The sequence below is a fragment of the Microbacterium sp. CIAB417 genome (assembly GCF_022788845.1).
In genome coordinates, this window is the sequence record NZ_JAHZUT010000001.1 from 128,055 (window position 1) to 145,188 (window position 17,134).

Annotated in this window: 17 protein-coding genes and 1 tRNA gene; 7 read left to right on the forward strand and 11 right to left on the reverse strand. The window is 69.9% G+C overall.

Translation table 11 applies throughout. The features are described 5' to 3' along the window. Positions 1–24: 24 nt before the first annotated feature. Both KYX17_RS00645 and KYX17_RS00650 read right to left on the reverse strand, forming a co-directional pair. Positions 25–1,329 carry a DUF4032 domain-containing protein gene (locus tag KYX17_RS00645; RefSeq protein ID WP_243224624.1) on the reverse strand — a complete coding sequence of 435 codons (1,305 nt, stop codon included), beginning with the start codon at positions 1,327–1,329 and terminating at the stop codon, positions 25–27. 78 nt (positions 1,330–1,407) lie between these two features. Then, the gene (locus KYX17_RS00650) at positions 1,408–2,514 is read right to left on the reverse strand and encodes an ABC transporter ATP-binding protein (protein WP_243224625.1); all 1,107 of its coding nucleotides are present in this window, start codon (positions 2,512–2,514) and stop codon (positions 1,408–1,410) included. Positions 2,515–2,731: 217 nt separating this feature from the next. Between KYX17_RS00650 and KYX17_RS00655 the strand changes: the two genes are divergently transcribed. From KYX17_RS00655 to KYX17_RS00665, 3 genes are all read left to right on the forward strand, one after another. Continuing rightward, entirely contained in the window at positions 2,732–3,679 is a 948-nt protein-coding gene (locus KYX17_RS00655; RefSeq protein WP_243224626.1) for a thioredoxin domain-containing protein, read from the forward strand. A gap of 87 nt (positions 3,680–3,766) precedes the next feature. Further along, positions 3,767–3,839 (forward strand) — tRNA-Thr (locus KYX17_RS00660). Between the two features lie 73 nt (positions 3,840–3,912). Next, positions 3,913–4,899 (forward strand): aldo/keto reductase, encoded by a 987-nt coding sequence (locus KYX17_RS00665; RefSeq protein ID WP_243224627.1) that lies wholly within the window; start codon positions 3,913–3,915, stop codon positions 4,897–4,899. On the opposite strand, the gene KYX17_RS00670 is transcribed toward KYX17_RS00665, so the two are convergent. Beyond that, on the reverse strand, positions 4,887–5,282 hold the full coding sequence (locus KYX17_RS00670) for an MmcQ/YjbR family DNA-binding protein (RefSeq protein WP_243224628.1): 396 nt from the start codon (positions 5,280–5,282) through the stop codon (positions 4,887–4,889). The genes KYX17_RS00665 and KYX17_RS00670 overlap by 13 nt on opposite strands. Then, the gene (locus tag KYX17_RS00675; RefSeq protein WP_243224629.1) at positions 5,282–5,938 is read right to left on the reverse strand and encodes an SOS response-associated peptidase family protein; all 657 of its coding nucleotides are present in this window, start codon (positions 5,936–5,938) and stop codon (positions 5,282–5,284) included. Before KYX17_RS00675 ends, KYX17_RS00670 begins: the two co-directional genes overlap by 1 nt. Before the next feature lie 62 nt (positions 5,939–6,000). On the opposite strand from KYX17_RS00675, the gene KYX17_RS00680 reads away from it, so the two are divergent. Continuing rightward, positions 6,001–6,942: a DMT family transporter gene (locus KYX17_RS00680; protein WP_243224630.1), complete on the forward strand. Its 942-nt coding sequence runs from the start codon at positions 6,001–6,003 to the stop codon at positions 6,940–6,942. A gap of 24 nt (positions 6,943–6,966) precedes the next feature. Here the strand turns inward: KYX17_RS00680 and KYX17_RS00685 are convergent, their stop codons facing one another. Both KYX17_RS00685 and msrB read right to left on the reverse strand, forming a co-directional pair. Further along, entirely contained in the window at positions 6,967–7,506 is a 540-nt protein-coding gene (locus KYX17_RS00685) for a nitroreductase family protein (protein ID WP_243224631.1), read from the reverse strand. Continuing rightward, positions 7,503–7,913, reverse strand: a complete 411-nt coding sequence (gene msrB / locus KYX17_RS00690; protein ID WP_243224632.1) for a peptide-methionine (R)-S-oxide reductase MsrB — start codon at positions 7,911–7,913, stop codon at positions 7,503–7,505. The genes KYX17_RS00685 and msrB overlap by 4 nt, the downstream gene beginning before the upstream one ends. 161 nt (positions 7,914–8,074) lie before the next feature. Between msrB and KYX17_RS00695 the strand changes: the two genes are divergently transcribed. The 3 genes from KYX17_RS00695 (at position 8,075) to groL (ending at position 10,725) form a co-directional block, all read left to right on the forward strand. Next, a complete protein-coding gene (locus KYX17_RS00695; protein WP_243224633.1) occupies positions 8,075–8,332 on the forward strand; it encodes a DUF3263 domain-containing protein in 258 nt (85 codons plus the stop codon). Between the two features lie 69 nt (positions 8,333–8,401). Then, entirely contained in the window at positions 8,402–8,974 is a 573-nt protein-coding gene (locus KYX17_RS00700; RefSeq protein ID WP_243224634.1) for a LytR C-terminal domain-containing protein, read from the forward strand. Between the two features lie 131 nt (positions 8,975–9,105). Then, a complete protein-coding gene (gene groL / locus KYX17_RS00705) occupies positions 9,106–10,725 on the forward strand; it encodes a chaperonin GroEL (RefSeq protein WP_243224635.1) in 1,620 nt (539 codons plus the stop codon). A 62-nt stretch (positions 10,726–10,787) separates the two neighbouring features. Here groL and KYX17_RS00710 read toward each other — a convergent pair whose 3' ends face one another. From KYX17_RS00710 to KYX17_RS00730, 5 genes are all read right to left on the reverse strand, one after another. Continuing rightward, complete coding sequence (locus tag KYX17_RS00710; protein WP_243224636.1) at positions 10,788–11,075, reverse strand: WXG100 family type VII secretion target; 288 nt, start codon at positions 11,073–11,075, stop codon at positions 10,788–10,790. A 146-nt stretch (positions 11,076–11,221) separates the two neighbouring features. Continuing rightward, positions 11,222–12,937: a HAMP domain-containing sensor histidine kinase gene (locus tag KYX17_RS00715; protein ID WP_243224637.1), complete on the reverse strand. Its 1,716-nt coding sequence runs from the start codon at positions 12,935–12,937 to the stop codon at positions 11,222–11,224. Positions 12,938–12,974: 37 nt separating this feature from the next. Further along, positions 12,975–13,670 (reverse strand): response regulator transcription factor, encoded by a 696-nt coding sequence (locus tag KYX17_RS00720; protein WP_120229555.1) that lies wholly within the window; start codon positions 13,668–13,670, stop codon positions 12,975–12,977. Positions 13,671–13,735: 65 nt separating this feature from the next. Continuing rightward, a complete protein-coding gene (locus KYX17_RS00725; protein WP_243224638.1) occupies positions 13,736–15,379 on the reverse strand; it encodes a DNA repair helicase XPB in 1,644 nt (547 codons plus the stop codon). A gap of 44 nt (positions 15,380–15,423) precedes the next feature. Beyond that, positions 15,424–17,133, reverse strand: coding sequence for a helicase-associated domain-containing protein (locus KYX17_RS00730; RefSeq protein WP_243224639.1), 1,710 nt, complete (start codon positions 17,131–17,133; stop codon positions 15,424–15,426). Position 17,134: the final 1 nt, after the last annotated feature.

A 17,134-nucleotide genomic window follows, 5' to 3' on the forward strand; every position in this document is an offset into this window, starting at 1 on the left:
ACGCCCAGTTCGCAGACGTGGTGACTACACGAGGTCGCGCCAGTCGATGTCCGCGGTGTCGTCGGAGACCGGGACTGCGCCCGTCACGACCGGCAGCGACATCGTCTCGGTCGGGGGACCCATGATGGTGGCCTCATCGCGGCGGTGGCGCAGCACCTCGTTGATGTAGCTCGTCAGGACCTCGGCCAGCGGCACCGAGCGCCCCTGCGCCTGCGACAGGTACCAGCGATGCTCGAGGACCTGGTGGAACACCTCGGCGGGCTCGAGCTTTGCGCGCAGGTCGTAGGGGATCGCGCGCACGACCGGCTCGAACACGCGGGTCAGCCACTCGTGCGCGTACATCTCCTCGTCGGCCCACTGCTTCTTCGAGCGGGCGCGGAACTCGTCCAGGTCGTTCAGCAGGCGGCGCGCCTGGTTCTCCTCGACGTCGAGGCCGGTGAGGCGGATGAGGCGGCGCTGGTGGTGACCGGCGTCCACGACCTTCGGCTGGATCTCGACGAGCGTGCCGTCGGCCGTGGTCGTCATCGACATCTCGTCGATGTCGAATCCGAGCGCGTTCAGCCGCTCGACGCGCTCGGTGATGCGCCACGTCTCGTTGGCCGAGAACGACTCCTCGGCGGTCAGCGCAGCCCACAGGGACCGATAGGACGACACGATGCCGTCGGCGATGGCCACGGCATCCACCCCGTGCTCGAGTCGCCCGCCCGCGGCGAGGTCCATGATCTCCCCGGCGATGTTCGTCCGGGCGAGGTCGAGGTCGTAGGCGCGCTGTCCGTCCGTGAGGCCCTCCTCGTGCAGCTCTCCCGTCTCGGCGTCCACGAGGTAGGCGGCGAACGCCCCGGCATCCCGGCGGAACAGCGTGTTCGACAGCGACACGTCGCCCCAGTAGAAGCCGACGTTGTGCAGCCGCACGAGCAGCAGGGCCAGAGCGTCGACGAGACGGGTCGCCGTGTCGGGGCGGAGCACGCGGGTGAACAGGGCTCGGTAGGGCATCGAGAAGCGCAGGTGCGAGGTCACGAGCACGGCGGGAAGCGGCGCGCCCGCGGCGTCGGTCCGCCCGTCGATGACGGCGACGCGCGAGACGCACGGGACGTCGAGCCGCGCGAGGCTGCCGAGCATCTCGTACTCGCGCCTGGCCATCTCACCCGTCGTCTCCTTCACGGCGACGACGCGTCCGGAGAGATCCGCGAAGCGCACCAGGTGACGCGACAGCCCCTTGGGGAGGGAGACGATGTGCTCGGACGGCCATTTCGCCAGCGGCACGGACCACGGCAGGCCGAGCAGGCCCGGGTCCACGGTGCTCGCGGTGATGCGCAAGGCGTCCTGCATGGTGCTCCTCGAGATCGATCCGGAAACGACGCGGCGCGGGCGACCCGAAGGTCGGCCCGCGCCGCGTGTGAGGCGGACTTACGCCGCCGAGACGACCGGCTTGTCGTTCAGGCGATCGCCCGACTCGAGGTCGAAGGCGTGCACGTGGCCGGGGTTGGCGGCCAGCGTGACGGTCTCGCCCGCGTTCGGGTGGCTGCGGCCGTCGACGCGCGCGACGATGTCGGTGCGCTTGCCGTTGATGTCCGTGTGGCCGTACAGGTAGCCGTCAGCACCGAGCTCCTCGACGAGGTCGACCGTCACCGCGAGGCCCTTGCCGTCGGCAGGGCCGACGGTGATGTCCTCGGGGCGCACGCCGACCGTGACCTGGCTGCCCGTGGCACGGCCGACCGTGTCACGGTCGAGCGGGACGACCTCGGAGCCGAACTGGACGCCGCCCTCGGCGAGGTCCGCCGCGAACAGGTTCATGGCGGGGGAGCCGATGAAGCCGGCGACGAACACGTTGTTCGGCTTCTCGTACAGGTCGCGCGGCGAACCGACCTGCTGGAGGATGCCGTCCTTGAGGACCGCGATGCGGTCACCCATGGTCAGGGCCTCGGTCTGGTCGTGCGTGACGTAGACGGTGGTGACGCCCAGGCGGCGCTGCAGCGACGCGATCTGCGTACGGGTCTGCACGCGGAGCTTGGCGTCGAGGTTCGACAGCGGCTCGTCCATGAGGAACACCTGCGGCTGGCGGACGATGGCGCGACCCATGGCGACACGCTGACGCTGACCACCCGAGAGGGCCTTCGGCTTGCGGGTCAGGTACTGCTCGAGGTCGAGGAGCTTGGCGGCCTCGAGAACGCGAGCAGCGCGCTCCTCCTTGCCGACGCCCGCGATCTTGAGCGCGAAGCCCATGTTCTCGGCGACGGTCATGTGCGGGTACAGGGCGTAGTTCTGGAAGACCATCGCGATGTCACGGTCCTTCGGCGGGACGTCGGTGACGTCGCGGTCGCCGATGAGGATGCGGCCGGCGTTGACCTCTTCGAGGCCGGCGAGCATGCGCAGCGAGGTGGACTTACCGCAACCGGAGGGGCCGACCAGGACGAGGAACTCGCCGTCTCCCACTTCGAGGTTGAGCTTGTCGACAGCGGGACGGGTTCCGCCGGGGTACAGGCGGGTGGCGTCATCGAACGTGACAGATGCCATGGCATTTCTCCTTCACCGGCAGGTACGTGCCGGACGATCCGTAGTGATGGAAGCGGCGGGTAGCACCCACCGTGGCCCACCGTTGGGCCGAGTTCAGTATGGCATGAGTTCCCACATCTGGGTATTTCCCAGCCTGCCTCGTTAACATCGATGTCAGTGCTGCTTCTTCAGCGGCCATCCGGGGAACCCGTCCCCGCGCAGATTTTCAAGAGGAACGATGTCGAGCGACGAAACGCCGAACGTCCCCGCCACCCGCAATTCCCGCGAGGCGGTCCGGGAGAAGGCTCAGCAGGTCAACGCCAAGCAGTCCCGCGCGCGCATCGTGCGGCGGATCATCATCGGCCTGGTCGCGGTCGTCGCGATCGGCGCCGTCGGCACCGCGGTGACGATGGCCGTGAACTCGTCGGTCTCCGAGCCGACGCTCAACCCCGCCGGGCTCGCCGATGACGGCATCGTCGTGCAGGAGATCACCGGCGCGACCGTCGCCGGATCCGAGATCCCCGCGACGCCGACGGCCGAGCCGACCGAGGCCGGGGAAGCGGCGACGCCGACCCCGGAGCCGACCGAGACCCCTGGGACGGTCGACATCCACATCTACGTCGACTACCTGTCGCCGGGCGCCGGTGACTTCGAGCGCGCCAACGCGCTGCAGCTGACGGGCTGGATCACGGAGGGCGCGGCGACGGTCACGTACCACCCGGTGTCGCTCCTGACGGCGAACTCGAACGGCACCAAGTACTCGCTGCGTGCTGCTGCCGCAGCGGCCTGCGTGGCGGAGTACTCGCCGACGCAGTTCTACGCGTTCAACCACGAGCTGCTCGTCGAGCAGCCCGAGGTCGACAGCGACGGCCGCTCCGACGTGGAGCTCGCCGATCTCGCCGGCGCCGTCGGCGTCGACGACGCGAAGACGGTGCGCTCCTGCATCGAGGGCCAGGACTTCGTCTCCTGGGCGAAGGATGCCACGGCTCGCGCCCTCGAGGGGCCGCTGCCCGGTTCAGACGATCTCGCACTGAGCGCGGCGCCCATGGTGGTCGTCAACGGCCAGGCCTACGTGGGTTCCCTCGAGGATCCGGCCGAGTTCTCGCAGTTCGTCCTCACGGTCGCGAGCGACGCCTACTACGAGGCGGCCGAGACCCCGACTCCGACGCAGACCCCCGCCGAGTGACGGGCGGCCTGAGAGGCTGACATCCCGTCGGGCAGGGCGCGGAGCGCCGTGCCATAGACTCTGTCATGCGGTGCCGTGGCGCCGCTCGCCGACTTAGCTCAGCTGGTAGAGCACCTGTCTTGTAAACAGGCGGTCGCGGGTTCGAGTCCCGCAGTCGGCTCCGTGCTCTCCTGATCCGACGACGCCTTCCTGATCCGACGACGCCGGCTGATGCGCGTGCCAGGATGAACCCCATGGACTACACGCATCTCGGACGCACCGGCACGCAGGTCTCGCGCATCGTTCTCGGGACCATGAACTTCGGCGATCGCACCTCGGAGGAGGAGTCCTTCGCGATCATGGACCGCGCCCTCGAGCTGGGGGTGAACTTCTTCGACACGGCGAACGCCTACGGCGGCGCGGCGGGTCGCGGCGCCACCGAGGAGATCGTCGGACGCTGGTTCGCGGCCCGCCCCGGGGTCCGCGACGACATCGTGCTCGCGACGAAGGTGCACTCCCCGATGGTGGCTCCGACCGAGGACGGCGACGTCGTCAACGCGCGGGGCGCGTCGGCCTGGCAGGTGCGGCGCGAGGCGATCGGCTCGCTGCGTCGCCTGCAGACCGACCGGATCGACCTCTACCAGTTCCACCACATCGACCGGCACATCCCGTGGGAGGAGATGTGGCAGGCGATGGAGATCCTCGTCTCCCGCGGAGAGGTCGTCTACACCGGCAGCTCCAACTTCGCGGCGTGGAACATCGCCCAGGCGAACGAGATCGCGAAGCAGCGTCACTTCCTGGGCCTGGTGAGCGAGCAGTCGCTCTACAACCTCGCGCACCGAACGATCGAACTCGAGGTCATCCCCGCGGCGCTGAACTACGGCCTCGGCATCCTGCCCTGGTCGCCGCTCAGCGGAGGACTGCTCAGCGGAGGCTCCTCCGACGCGAACGCCCGGTCCAACACCGGTCGCGCGGCGGAGACCCGGGCCAAGCATAAGGAGGCCGTTGAGTCCTACGAGCGCTTCGCCCGCGAGCACGGCTGGAAGCCGGCCGCGCTCGGCCTCGCCTGGCTCCTGCACCAGCCCGGCGTCACCGGGCCGATCATCGGGCCGCGCACCGTCGCCCAGCTGGAATCCGCCGTCGAGGCGCTGGACATCGAACTCACCGCGGAGGACCTCCGCGAGCTGGACGAGATCTTCCCCGGACCCGGCGGCCAGGCACCCGAGGCCTACGCCTGGTGAGGTGAACCCACACCGAACACGTGCGGGTCGACCGGCCGCTGCGCCCGCGGCAGCTTCTCGACCACCAGCCGGTACGACTCGGTGACCAGTTCCGTGACCAGCCCGGGTTCCAGTGAGGGGCCCGGGCTCACGGAGATCCAATGCTTCTTGTTCATGTGATAGCCGGGCGTGATGTCCGCGAAGGTCTCGCACAGCGCCGCGGCATCCTCGGGGTGCGACTTCAGCGTCACCATCGCACGCCCCGCGTAGTGCGTCTGCAGCATGAACACCTTGCCGCGCACCTTGAAGACGTCCCACTCCGGCCCGAACGGATGCTCGAGGCCTGCGCCGGGGAGCTCATCGGCGCGCGCCGTCGCGATGCGCAGCAGGGCTTCGTCGTCCATCAGAACAGCTTCTCCGCCGAGCCCTTGTCGTTCTCCCGTGGAGTGGCTGTGACCCGCTCGTCGAGGGACGCCGCGGCCGCCAGCGCGTCGTCGATCACCTCGCGCCCGCCCTCTCCCAGAAGCCACTCGCGGGCGTAGTCGGTCGGGATGAGCACTGGCATCCGGTCATGGATCCCGGCCAGATGATCGGGCGCGGGGCGCATCACGATCGAGTAGCAGGTGAACCAGGCGCCGTCGGCTGTGCGGCCGCGCTGCGTCACGGCGGCCATGCCGAACAGCGCCCCCTCGTCGAGGCCGAACTCGTGCCACACGCGGTCGGGCTTCTGCAGTTCGAACCAGCCGGTGGCCGGCACGATCGCGCGGGAGCGAGCCTTGCCCGGCTGATCCTGCAGCCGTTCGGACCGGGTGTTGATCGAGGGGAACTTCGCGGGTTCGCCGTTCACGAGGAAGCCCCACCACGCGGGTTCCAGCACCGCTTCGCCGTCCTGGGGAACGACGACCGGGTTGAGATTGCGCAGGTTCTTCCCCGTCGGACGCAGCGTCTCCCCGGCGTTGCGCTCCGCCCACTCGCGGAGGCCGTCGAGGATGTCGGCGTCCGCCTCCGCCAGCAGCTCGGCGTCGGTGAATCGGGGATCGAGTCCATAGCTCGCGCACATGCCGCCAGGGTAGCCCCGATCACCGACATCCGCCGCGGTCGGGTTCGGGTAGCGTGGCAGGAGTGCCGGATACCCGTCGACTGCCCGCCTTCGCGGCCGTCGGCGGCGCCGTCTCGATCGGGGCGATGACGGCCGTCCAGGCCCGGATCAACGGCGTGCTCGGCGTCCGGCTCGACGACGGCATCCTCGCGGGCCTCGTCTCGTTCCTCTCCGGGACGGTCCTGCTCGCCGTGATCGTCCTGGTGCTACCGTCCGGTCGCTCCGGAATGCGGCGGCTCTGGCGCAATGTCCGCAGCCGCGACATCCCGCCCTGGATGCTGCTCGGCGGCGCCTGCGGCGCTCTCACCGTGACCACGCAGGGTCTCACGGCGGCCGTGCTGGGGGTCTCGCTGTTCACGGTCGGCGTCGTCGCAGGGCAGACGGTGCACGGGCTGATCCTCGACCGGATCGGCTTCGGGCCGGCGGGAGTCGTGGCCGTCACGATGGGACGCGTCGCCGGGGGAGCGCTCGCGCTCGTCGCCGTCGGCATCTCCCTCGGCGGCGACGTGCTCGAGGACGCGCCGCTGTGGATGCTGATCCTGCCGTTCGCCGCCGGAGTCGGCATCGCGTGGCAGCAGGCGACGAACGGGCGGCTCGCACAGCGCGTCGGCTCACCCATGATCGCGACCATGACGAGCTTCATCGCGGGGACGATCGTCCTCGCCGTCGCCGCCGGGATCAGCGTCCTCGTGCAGGGCCCTCCGGAGCCTCTGCCCGCGGAGCCCTGGCTCTATCTGGGTGGCGCGCTCGGGGTGGTCTACATCTTCCTCGGCGCCTTCCTCGTGGCTCAGACGGGGGTGCTGCTGCTCGGCCTCGGCTCCGTGCTCGGGCAGCTCGTGACGGCCGTGCTCATCGATGCGATCTGGCCGGCGGACTCGGCGCCCGCGATCTGGCAGATCATCGCGATGGTGACGGTGGCGGTGACCGGCGTGCTGGTCGCGCTCATCCGTCCGCGCCGACGCTGACCCCGTCCTGGGGTCGCGGAGTCGCTAGTTCTTGTGCGGCATCCGGGTGAGCAGCGCCCGGGCGTCGACGGGCTTGCGGCGCCCCGGCTTCTTCGCGGGCTTTCCGCCGACGTACAGCCAGCCCAGCAGCTCCTCGTTCTTCTTCAGACCATGGGCCTTCGCGACCGCCTTCGACCGCGTGTAATGGCCGGTGCGCCAGATGACACCCCATCCTGCCTCGTCGAGCAGAAGGCTGAGCGTGTGCGCGACGCCCGAGGCCACGGCCTCCTGTTCCCAGCCCGGCACCTTGTCGCTCTTGCGGTGGCTGACGACGACGGCGATCAGCAGCGAGGCGCGCAGCGGCTTCGAGGAGGGATGCTTGTCGCCCTGCGCCTTCGCGATCGCCTTCCCGAGCACCTCGCGGTCGGCGCCGCGCAGCTCGATCAGCCGCCACGGACGCAGAGAGGAGTGATCGGCGACGCGGCCCGCCGCGGCCACGAGCGGCAGGAGCTCCTCGCGGCTGGGCGCGTCCTCGGTGACCTTCGACCAGGACTGACGCGCACGGACGGCGTCGAGGGCGCTCACGCCGATGGTTCCTCGGGGGTGAAGGTGAGCGCCAGCGAGTTCATGCAGTAACGGTCGCCCGTCGGCGTGCCGAATCCGTCGGGGAACACGTGCCCGAGGTGCGAGCCGCAGTTCGCGCAGCGCACCTCGGTGCGGACCATTCCGAGGCTGGTGTCCTCGATGAGCTCGACCGCCTCGGGGCGGATCGATTCGTAGAAGCTGGGCCAGCCGCACCCGGAGTCGAACTTCGTTCCGCTCTGGAACAGCTCCGCCCCGCAGGCGCCGCAGGTGTAGAGCCCGGCGCGCTTCTCGTCGAGCAGCTCGCCGGTCCAGGCCCGCTCGGTCGCGGCCTGGCGGAGCACGGCGTACTGGTCGTCGCCGAGCTCGGCACGCCACTCGGCATCGGACTTGTTCACGCTGTAGGACATGAGACCTCCTGAGTCGCTCTCCATTCTCTCGCGTTCCGGGCAGCTCGGGCGATCGCTGCCTGGGAGTTCTCTCGCGTCCCCGGCGGCTTGCGGGATCACGAGCTGGAGCGCGCCGGGAGTGGCTTCCGGGGATGCCGCGACGTGCGGCGTAGGCTTCGAGCATGCTCGGAGACCTGACGGACCGCGATCGCGCGATCCTCGCCCTGGAGGTCTCCTGGCCGCGCCACAGCGGGTCGAAGGAAGAGGCGATCCGCACCCAGCTGGGGATGAGCCCGGCGCGCTATTACCAGCTGCTGTGGCGGCTCATCGACACCGAACAGGCGCTGCAGCACGACCCGCTCCTCATCCGGCGGCTGCGACGGATCCGCGATGCGCGCGGCGCGCAGCGCACCGCCCGGATGCAGGGTTTCGTCGGCTGACAAGGCGCACACGCCGCAACCTGAACGTCCGAGACAGGGATGCCGAGACGCATGCCCTAGCATCGAGGGGTGTCAAAGCCCGTTCGTGATCGTTTCGACGATGTTCCCCGCACGTCCGGACGCGTCGGCGCGCACCGCGCCGAGAACCCCGGCAGCAACGGCTGGATGGTCCTGCTGTGGGCCGTCGTGGCCGCGCTCGTCCTTCTCGTGGTCGGCATCTTCGCGTCGCTGATGATCATGGGGCGCATCACCCTTTTCCCCGCTCCGCAGGAGTCCGTGACGCCGATGCCGGAGGAGACCGGGATCGTGGACACGTCGTACTCCGTGATGATCCTGAACGCCACGCCCGAGGACGGGCTGGACGAGCAGATGCGGGATGATCTCGTCAACGCCGGTTTCGCCGCGGATCTGGTCTTCGCCGTCGACGGCAGCTCGGACGACTTCCCCGAGACCACCGTGTACTACGTCGAGGACGCCGACGAGCAGGCGGCGATCGGACTGGCCGGACTCATCGGAGGAGCGGCCGTCGAGCAGAGCGACGCCTACGCCGGCATGAACGACACCGGGCAGAAGCAGCTGGCGGTCGCGATCGGGCTCGACCGCACGGCAGCGGGGTCCGCCGAACAGACGCCCGAGGAGTAGCGTCCGCGGCTGTTTCCTCCTGCGCGGGCGCGGCTTGCACTCGATGGGGTCGAGTGCCAGAATGGGCGTTAGCACTCGATCACTCTGAGTGCTAAACCGAACGTATACGTCCAGGAGGGACGACAAAACTCATGGCAAAGATCATCGCTTTCGATGAGGAGGCCCGTCGTGGTCTCGAGCGCGGCCTGAACATCCTCGCCGACGCTGTCAAGGTGACCCTCGGCCCGCGCGGTCGCAACGTCGTGCTCGAGAAGAAGTGGGGCGCCCCCACGATCACGAACGACGGTGTGTCGATCGCCAAGGAGATCGAGCTGGACGACCCGTACGAGAAGATCGGCGCGGAGCTCGTCAAGGAGGTCGCCAAGAAGACCGATGACGTCGCCGGTGACGGAACCACCACCGCGACCGTCCTCGCCCAGGCACTGGTCCGCGAGGGCCTGCGCAACGTCGCGGCCGGCGCCGACCCGATCTCGCTCAAGAAGGGCATCGAGAAGGCCGTCGCCGCCATCACCGAGGAGCTGCTCTCCAGCGCCAAGGAGATCGAGTCCAAGGAGGAGATCGCCGCGACCGCGTCCATCTCCGCCGCCGACGCCTCGATCGGCGAGCTGATCGCCGAGGCGATCGACAAGGTCGGCAAGGAGGGCGTCGTCACCGTCGAGGAGTCGCAGACCTTCGGCACCGAGCTCGAGCTCACCGAGGGCATGCGCTTCGACAAGGGCTACATCAACCCCTACTTCGTCACGGACGCCGACCGCCAGGAGGCCGTGTTCGAGGAGCCCTACATCCTCATCGCGAACTCGAAGATCTCGAACATCAAGGATCTTCTCCCCGTCGTCGACAAGGTGATCCAGGACGGCAAGGAGCTCGTCATCATCGCCGAGGACGTCGAGGGCGAGGCTCTCGCGACTCTCGTGCTGAACAAGATCCGCGGCATCTTCAAGTCGGCGGCCGTCAAGGCTCCCGGCTTCGGCGACCGCCGCAAGGCTCAGCTGCAGGACATCGCGATCCTCACGGGCGGACAGGTCATCACCGAGGAGGTCGGTCTCAAGCTCGAGAACACCACCCTCGACCTGCTCGGCCGTGCGCGCAAGGTCATCATCACCAAGGACGAGACCACGATCGTCGAGGGTGCCGGTGACCACGACCAGATCGAGGGCCGCGTGACCCAGATCCGTCGCGAGATCGAGAACACCGACAGCGACTACGACCGCGAGAAGCTGCAGGAGCGCCTCGCCAAGCTCGCCGGCGGCGTCGCCGTCATCAAGGCGGGCGCGGCCACCGAGGTCGAGCTCAAGGAGCGCAAGCACCGCATCGAGGACGCCGTCCGCAACGCGAAGGCGGCCGTCGAGGAGGGCATCGTCCCCGGCGGTGGCGTCGCGCTCATCCAGGCGGGCACCAAGGCGCTCGACGCTCTCACGCTCGAGGGCGACGAGGCGACCGGCGCGAACATCGTCCGCGTCGCGATCTCGGCTCCGCTGAAGCAGATCGCCCTCAACGCCGGCCTCGAGCCGGGCGTCGTGGCGGCCAAGGTCGCCGAGCTCCCGACCGGGCAGGGCCTGAACGCCGCCAGCGGCGAGTACGTCGAGATGTTCGGCGCTGGCATCATCGACCCGGCCAAGGTGACCCGATCGGCTCTGCAGAACGCCGCGTCGATCGCCGGTCTGTTCCTCACGACCGAGGCCGTCGTCGCCGACAAGCCCGAGAAGGCCGCGGCTCCGGCCGCCGACCCGACGGGTGGCATGGACTTCTGACCCCATCCACGCACAGAAACGCCCTGGCTCCGGCCAGGGCGTTTCTGCGTTCCGCGCGGGGGTCAGCGGAACAGGCTGGCCGAGTACTGGTCGGCATCCGCGTACTGCGCGGCCGCGGTGCCGAGCGCGGTGCTGATGGACGACAGCACCTGCTCGACGTGCAGCTGAGCCGCCCGCCATTGCTCCCCGCATGCCTGGAACGCCGCGGACGCGTTGCCGGTCCAGGAGGACTGCAACTGCGTCAGCTGGGCGGCCAGCGCGGTGGATTCGGCCTGCAGCCGCTCGACCGTTCCCCTGGCGGCCGCGGTCGCGGTGTTGACGGCGTCGGTGTCGACGCTGAAGACGGACATGGAGACTCCTCTCGTCGCCCCTGCGTTGCTGCCGGGGGAGCTCCACAGTAGGTCGGCGGCGGCCACGGGCGCTCGGTCCGGAGCCCGGCTTCTGCGGCATCCGTGGACAGCCTGCGCTGCCGGCCCCGCTGTGCAGGGCGAGTACGTCAGATGTCGAGCCGCTCGATCGGCTGCGTGTCCTGGAGCAGATGCTCGGGGATGGCGCGTGCCGGGGCGAGCGGCAGGGTCACGGTGAACGTCGCCCCGCCTCCCGGAGTCTCCGAGACCGCGACCGAGCCCTGCAGCGCCTCCACGATGGAGGCGACGATCGCCAGGCCCAGACCGGATCCGCCCGTCTCGCGCGCGCGGGACGTGTCGGCACGCCAGAAGCGCTGGAAGATCTGCTCCCGGATCTGCTCCGGCACGCCCTCCCCATGGTCGGCGATCGCGATCGTGCCGACACCCGCCACGCGATCGGCGCCGACGATGATCTCGATCGGCGAGTCCTCGTTCGAGAAGCGCCGCGCGTTCCCGAGCAGGTTCGCCACGACCTGGCGCACCTTGTTCTCCTCGCCCAGCACGATGGGGGGCGTGCTCACCGGGGTGTCGACCACCTCGCTGAAGTCGATCTCCGGGACCGGCTCGGCCGACGGCGTGCGGGGTCGGCGGCGCAGGCGCGCCAGCGTCGCCCCGGCTCGACCGCGCGGAGTCGGCGCCGGACGCTGCTGCTCCACCGGGACGGTCGACGTCGAGGGCTCCCGCGGCGGAGGCCGGCGTGCGGTGGTGTCGATGACCGTCACGGTGCGACCGGGGGCCGCCGCCCGGACGTCGAGAGCGGCATCCCGAGCGATCGGACGCAGGTCCAGGGGGACGATCTCCAGCTCGCGCTTCTCGTCCAGCCGCGCGAGGGCGAGGAGGTCCTCGACGAGCACGCCCATCCGGGTCGCCTCCTTCTCGATGCGCTCCATCGCGCGAGCCGTGTCCTCCTCACCGCGGATGGCTCCCATCCGGTACAGCTCGGCGTAGCCGCGCACGCTCACCAGCGGCGTGCGCAGCTCATGGCTGGCATCGCCGATGAAGCGCCGCATGTGCTGCACGGTCCGGTCCCGCTCGGCGATCGATCGGTCCAGACGGTCGAGCATGGTGTTGATCGCGAAGTTCAGTCGCCCGACCTCGGTGGTCGGTTCGAGGTCGGTCATGCGCTGGCTGAAGTCGCCGGACGCGATCGACATGGCCGTCGTCTCGACATGCCCGAGGCGACGGAACGTCAGGGTCACCAGGCCCCGCGTCAGCAGCGCCGCGATGAGGATGGTGAACAGCGCGACCGTCGTGTAGACGCCGAAGTAGACGCCGACGATCCGATCGACCTCCTCCAGAGGCATCGCCACGTACTGCACATAGACGATGCCCTCCGGCCCCTGCTTCGTGCTGACCGCTCCGTTGAAGTGGGCGGTGCCGTCGGCGCTGGTCAGCTCCAGCGGCGTCCTGTCCTCATCGGCCTTCGCCTGCGCGAGCGTGTACGTGTCGGGGAAGTCGGGGGACACGGCATCCTGGGCCCCGCCGGCCTGCGCGACGAAGGTGCCTGCGGAGTCGTAGAAGGCGACGAACGCCTCGCTGCGGACCGCATCCTCCCGTTCGGTCAGGACCAGTCCGCCGTCCCCGTCCGAGCCGACGTCGAAGAAGCGATCGGCCATGTCGGTGCTGGCCAGTGACGGCAGCTGCGAGTTGATGTTGCCGATCAGCGCCTGGCGCATGATCGGCACGGTGCCGATGCCCGCGACCACGAGGCCGAGCGCGAGCACGGCGACGGTGACGCCGGTGACCTTCGCCCGCAGGCTGATCCGCCGCCACCCGCTGGTGACCGCGTCGGGCTTGTGCGCCATGCGGTCCCTCCCGTGAACGGCGTGCGGCGGCTGCCGGTCAGGCGGACTTGCCGCCGACCTTCAGCATGTAACCGAAACCGCGCTTGGTCTGGATGAGCGACTCCTCGGTGTGCGGGTCGATCTTGCGGCGGAGGTACGAGATGTAGCTCTCCACGATCCCGGCGTCCCCGTTGAAGTCGTACTCCCAGACGTGATCCAGGATCTGCGCCTTGGACAGCACGCGGTTCGGGTTGAGCATGAGGTAGCGCAGCAGCTTGAACTCGGTCGGGCTCAGCTCGATCGGGACCTTGCCGACGTAGACGTCGTGCGTGTCCTGGTCCATCGACAGCTCGCCGGCGCGGATGATCGACTCCTCGTCGGCCTGCATCGTGCGGCGCAGGATCGCCTGGGCGCGCGCGACGATCTCGTCGAGGGCGAAGGGCTTGGTGACGTAGTCGTCGCCGCCCGCGTTGAGACCCTCGATCTTGTCCTGCGTGTCGTCCTTGGCGGTGAGGAAGAGGATCGGCGCCGTGAACCCGGCACCGCGGAGGCGCTTGGTGACGCTGAAGCCGTTCATGTCCGGCAGCATGACGTCGAGGATGATGAGGTCGGGCTCCTCCTCGAGGACCGCCGAGATGGTGGCCGCTCCGTTCCCGACGGTCTTCACCTGGAATCCGGCGAAGCTCAGACCCGTGGAGAGCAGGTCGCGGATGTTCGGCTCGTCGTCGACGACCAGGATGCGCGCATCAGTCATGCCCCCATTATGGTGACTCCGGCCATGCCGTGGCTGATCATTCGCCGGAATGGCGCATCACGCCCTCACGCCGCGGTGAGCTCGTCGGCGTCGAGGATCGTGTAGCTGTACCCCTGTTCGGCGAGGAAGCGCTGGCGGTTCTGCGCGTAGTCCTGGTCCACGGTGTCCCGTGCGATGAGCGTGTAGAAGCTGGCGGTGTGGCCGGACTGCTTCGGCCGCAGCAGGCGCCCCAGGCGCTGCGCCTCCTCCTGTCGGGATCCGAAGGATCCGGACACCTGGATGGCGACGGATGCCTCGGGGAGGTCGATCGAGAAGTTCGCGACCTTCGAGACCACCAGCAGCGAGATCTCGCCCTCGCGGAACTGCCGGTACAGCTCCTCCCGCTCGTCCACGGGCGTCGCGCCGGTGATCTGCGGGGCGTTCAGCGCCTCGGACAGCGTGTCGAGCTGGTCGAGGTACTGGCCGATCACGAGGACCCGCTCGCCCGGGTGCTTGGCGATCAGCTCGCGCACGGCGTCGATCTTGGCGGGCGCCGAGGCGGCGAGGCGGTAGCGGTCGTCATCCGTGGCCGCGGCGTACTCCAGCCGGTCGCCGGGTGGCAGGTCGACGCGCACCTCGTAGCAGGCGGCGGGGGAGATGAAGCCCTGCGCCTCGATCTGCTTCCACGGCGCGTCGAAGCGCTTGGGGCCGATCAGGCTGAAGACGTCGCCTTCGCGGCCGTCCTCGCGCACGAGCGTGGCGGTCAGACCGATGCGGCGACGCGCCTGCAGGTCGGCCGTGAGCTTGAAGACCGGAGCGGGGAGCAGATGCACCTCGTCGTACACGATGAGACCCCAGTCCAGGGCATCGAGCAGCGCCAGGTGGGCGTACTGCCCCTTCCGCTTCGCCGTGAGGATCTGGTACGTCGCGATCGTGACGGGCTTGACCTCCTTGGCCTGCCCGGAGTACTCGCCGATCTCCTCGGGAGTGAGCGAGGTCCTCTTGAGCAGCTCATCCCGCCACTGCCGCGCCGAGACGGTGTTCGTCACGAGGATCAGCGTCGTCGTCTTGGTCGCGGCCATCGCGCCGGCCCCGACGATCGTCTTGCCCGCACCGCAGGGGAGCACCACGACGCCGGAGCCGTCCTTCGCGAAGGCATCCACGGCCTCCTGCTGATAGGGCCGGATCGTCCAACCGTCCTCGGCGAGCTCGATCTCGTGCGGCGTGCCGGGGGTGTACCCGGCGAGGTCCTCGGCGGGCCAGCCGATCTTCAGCAGCTCCTGCTTGATCTGGCCGCGCGCCCACGCGTCGACGACGTACGAGTCCGGCGACGGGTGCCCGATCAGCAGCGGCTGGATGCGCTTGTTGTTCGCGACCTGCGCGAGGACGGCGGGGTCGGTGGAGCGCAGGATCAACGTGCCCTCGTCGTCGCGTTCGATGACCAAGCGGCCGTAGCGGTTGACGGTCTCGGCGAGGTCCACGGCCACCGACGGCGGCACGGGGAAGCGCGACCAGCGATCGAGGGTCTCGAGCATGTCCTCGGCCGTGTGCCCGGCCGCCCGTGCGTTCCACAGTCCGAGACGCGTGATGCGATACGTGTGGATGTGCTCGGGGGCCCGCTCCAGCTCGGCGAAGATGGCCAGCTCGTGGCGGGCGCTCTCGGCATCCGCGTGCGCGACCTCGAGCAGGACGGTGCGATCGCTCTGGACGATCAGGGGGCCATCAGACATAGCAGACCAGTCTACCGGGAGTGACCGCGGCGGGCGTCGGGCGCTCAGGCCTCCGGAGCCGCGTCCAGGATCCGCGCGGATCGGATGCTGGAGACGGGCAGGGTCCGTTCGACATCGGCTGCGCGATCACGACCGCGCAGCCGACCGCCGCCGAGCCCGCTCGCCTCGAGGGTCAGCTCGCGCGACGAACCGTCCGGCATCCCCACCTCCACGACGACCACGGCGCGCTGCCGGACTGCCGCTTCGAGCTCGCGGTCCAGCCACGCGGCGTCGGCGTCCGGCCCCTGCCGCTCGCGCAGACGGGCGATGAGCGGCGCATAGGACGCTGCGTCCACCGTGGTCGATGAGGCATCCGCGGGCGGGGTGCGGCGCATCGAGACCGCCTGTCCGTCGGCGTCCACGAGCGTCGCGGGATAGCGGGCGTCGACGAGCGACCAGTACACGGTGTCCGCGCGCACGCGGGAGGTGAGCATCCCGTCCTCCCGAGCGAGGGCGAGCGGACGCAGCCCGCGGTCGATGCCGATCGCCTCGATCAGGTGGGGGTCGCTGCTCGTCACGATGGTCCCCTCGTCCGAGGACCAGACGCGCACGAGCCCGTGCCGCGCGGCCGTCTGGGTGACGAGGTAAGCCAGCGGCTGCGGCAGGCCGGTCAGCGACAGGCCGGTGAGGAATTCGACGATCGAGGACTCGGTCTCTCCCTCCACGAGCGCGCGCGTGAGGGAATCCGCTGTGAAGCGGTACGAGGACGACTGCGCCGAGTCCCGCTCCACCATGCCGCGCAGTCGCACCTCGAGCGCGGGCTGCAGCGGGCCGGGGGCGATCGCGGTCAGATCGTTCTGGAGGAAGACCCGATCCACCTCCGCGGGGACGCGCCCACGCAGAGCGTCGGCGTCGGCATCCCCTCCTCGTCGCAGGCGGGCGGACCACTCCGGCTCGGTGTCGTCGTCGGCGAGGAGGCCGAGCAGCCGCGCGCGGCGCTGGAGCCGTTCGTGTCGTTCCGGCCAGGCCGGATCCCACGGGTAGGCCGAGGACCACGACGCCGGCGGGATCCAGCCGGCCCGGTCTCGCAGCCCGGTGGGCAGCGAGGCGCGGAACGCGGTCGCGAGGCGCTCCCAGCGCTCGGCGAAGCCGAGGTCCAGCCATTCCCGTGCATCGGCCGTCGGCACCACGCGGCGTTCCTGCGTCCGCAGCAGTCCGGCATCCTCGGCCAGAGCGCGCAGCTCGTCGGCGTCGTCCGGATCGATGCCGGACTCCGCCAGCCGCTTCTTCTCGCCGGATGCGAGAGCACCCGTCGCGAGCAGGGCGAGCGGAGACTCGCGTGCGGCGAGGAGGATGTCGGCGACGCGACCCGACGTGGTGAACGCGTGCTCGGCGGCGCGCGCCGATGCGCCGTCGGACGCGGCTTCCGGTTCGATGTCGGCCGACGCCCGGACGACGGGGCGCCCCGACACGGAGTCCGCGACGGGCGCGTACGGGCGGCCGTCGGCGGCGATCAGTGCCAGGGCGATCAGGCGTTCGCGGCTCTCCCCGGCATCCGCTCCGGAGGCGGCTCGAGCGAGCGCCGCGGCGTCCTCACGGGGGAGCGCGGTGACGGCGCGGTCGACCGATCCGGGATCGAGCAGCGCCTCCGCGGCGTCGAAGAAGTCCTGCCACGCCGCATCCGCACGCACCCCGCGCGCGGTGAACAGCCGCTCCAGGTCCTCATCGTCTGCAGCGGCCAGCCACACGGCGAGCGGGCGGGCGTGCGTGCTCATG

Excerpts from the sequence above, each read along its gene's own strand:
- KYX17_RS00645 (WP_243224624.1), bottom strand. The coding sequence starts at position 1,329 with ATGCAGGACGCCTTGCGCATCACCGCGAGCACCGTGGACCCGGGCCTG.
- KYX17_RS00650 (WP_243224625.1), bottom strand. The coding sequence starts at position 2,514 with ATGGCATCTGTCACGTTCGATGACGCCACCCGCCTGTACCCCGGCGGA.
- KYX17_RS00655 (WP_243224626.1), top strand. The coding sequence starts at position 2,732 with ATGTCGAGCGACGAAACGCCGAACGTCCCCGCCACCCGCAATTCCCGC.
- KYX17_RS00665 (WP_243224627.1), top strand. The coding sequence starts at position 3,913 with ATGGACTACACGCATCTCGGACGCACCGGCACGCAGGTCTCGCGCATC.
- KYX17_RS00670 (WP_243224628.1), bottom strand. The coding sequence starts at position 5,282 with ATGGACGACGAAGCCCTGCTGCGCATCGCGACGGCGCGCGCCGATGAG.
- KYX17_RS00675 (WP_243224629.1), bottom strand. The coding sequence starts at position 5,938 with ATGTGCGCGAGCTATGGACTCGATCCCCGATTCACCGACGCCGAGCTG.
- msrB (WP_243224632.1), bottom strand. The coding sequence starts at position 7,913 with ATGTCCTACAGCGTGAACAAGTCCGATGCCGAGTGGCGTGCCGAGCTC.
- KYX17_RS00695 (WP_243224633.1), top strand. The coding sequence starts at position 8,075 with ATGCTCGGAGACCTGACGGACCGCGATCGCGCGATCCTCGCCCTGGAG.
- groL (WP_243224635.1), top strand. The coding sequence starts at position 9,106 with ATGGCAAAGATCATCGCTTTCGATGAGGAGGCCCGTCGTGGTCTCGAG.
- KYX17_RS00710 (WP_243224636.1), bottom strand. The coding sequence starts at position 11,075 with ATGTCCGTCTTCAGCGTCGACACCGACGCCGTCAACACCGCGACCGCG.
- KYX17_RS00715 (WP_243224637.1), bottom strand. The coding sequence starts at position 12,937 with ATGGCGCACAAGCCCGACGCGGTCACCAGCGGGTGGCGGCGGATCAGC.
- KYX17_RS00720 (WP_120229555.1), bottom strand. The coding sequence starts at position 13,670 with ATGACTGATGCGCGCATCCTGGTCGTCGACGACGAGCCGAACATCCGC.
- KYX17_RS00725 (WP_243224638.1), bottom strand. The coding sequence starts at position 15,379 with ATGTCTGATGGCCCCCTGATCGTCCAGAGCGATCGCACCGTCCTGCTC.
- KYX17_RS00730 (WP_243224639.1), bottom strand. The coding sequence starts at position 17,133 with ATGAGCACGCACGCCCGCCCGCTCGCCGTGTGGCTGGCCGCTGCAGAC.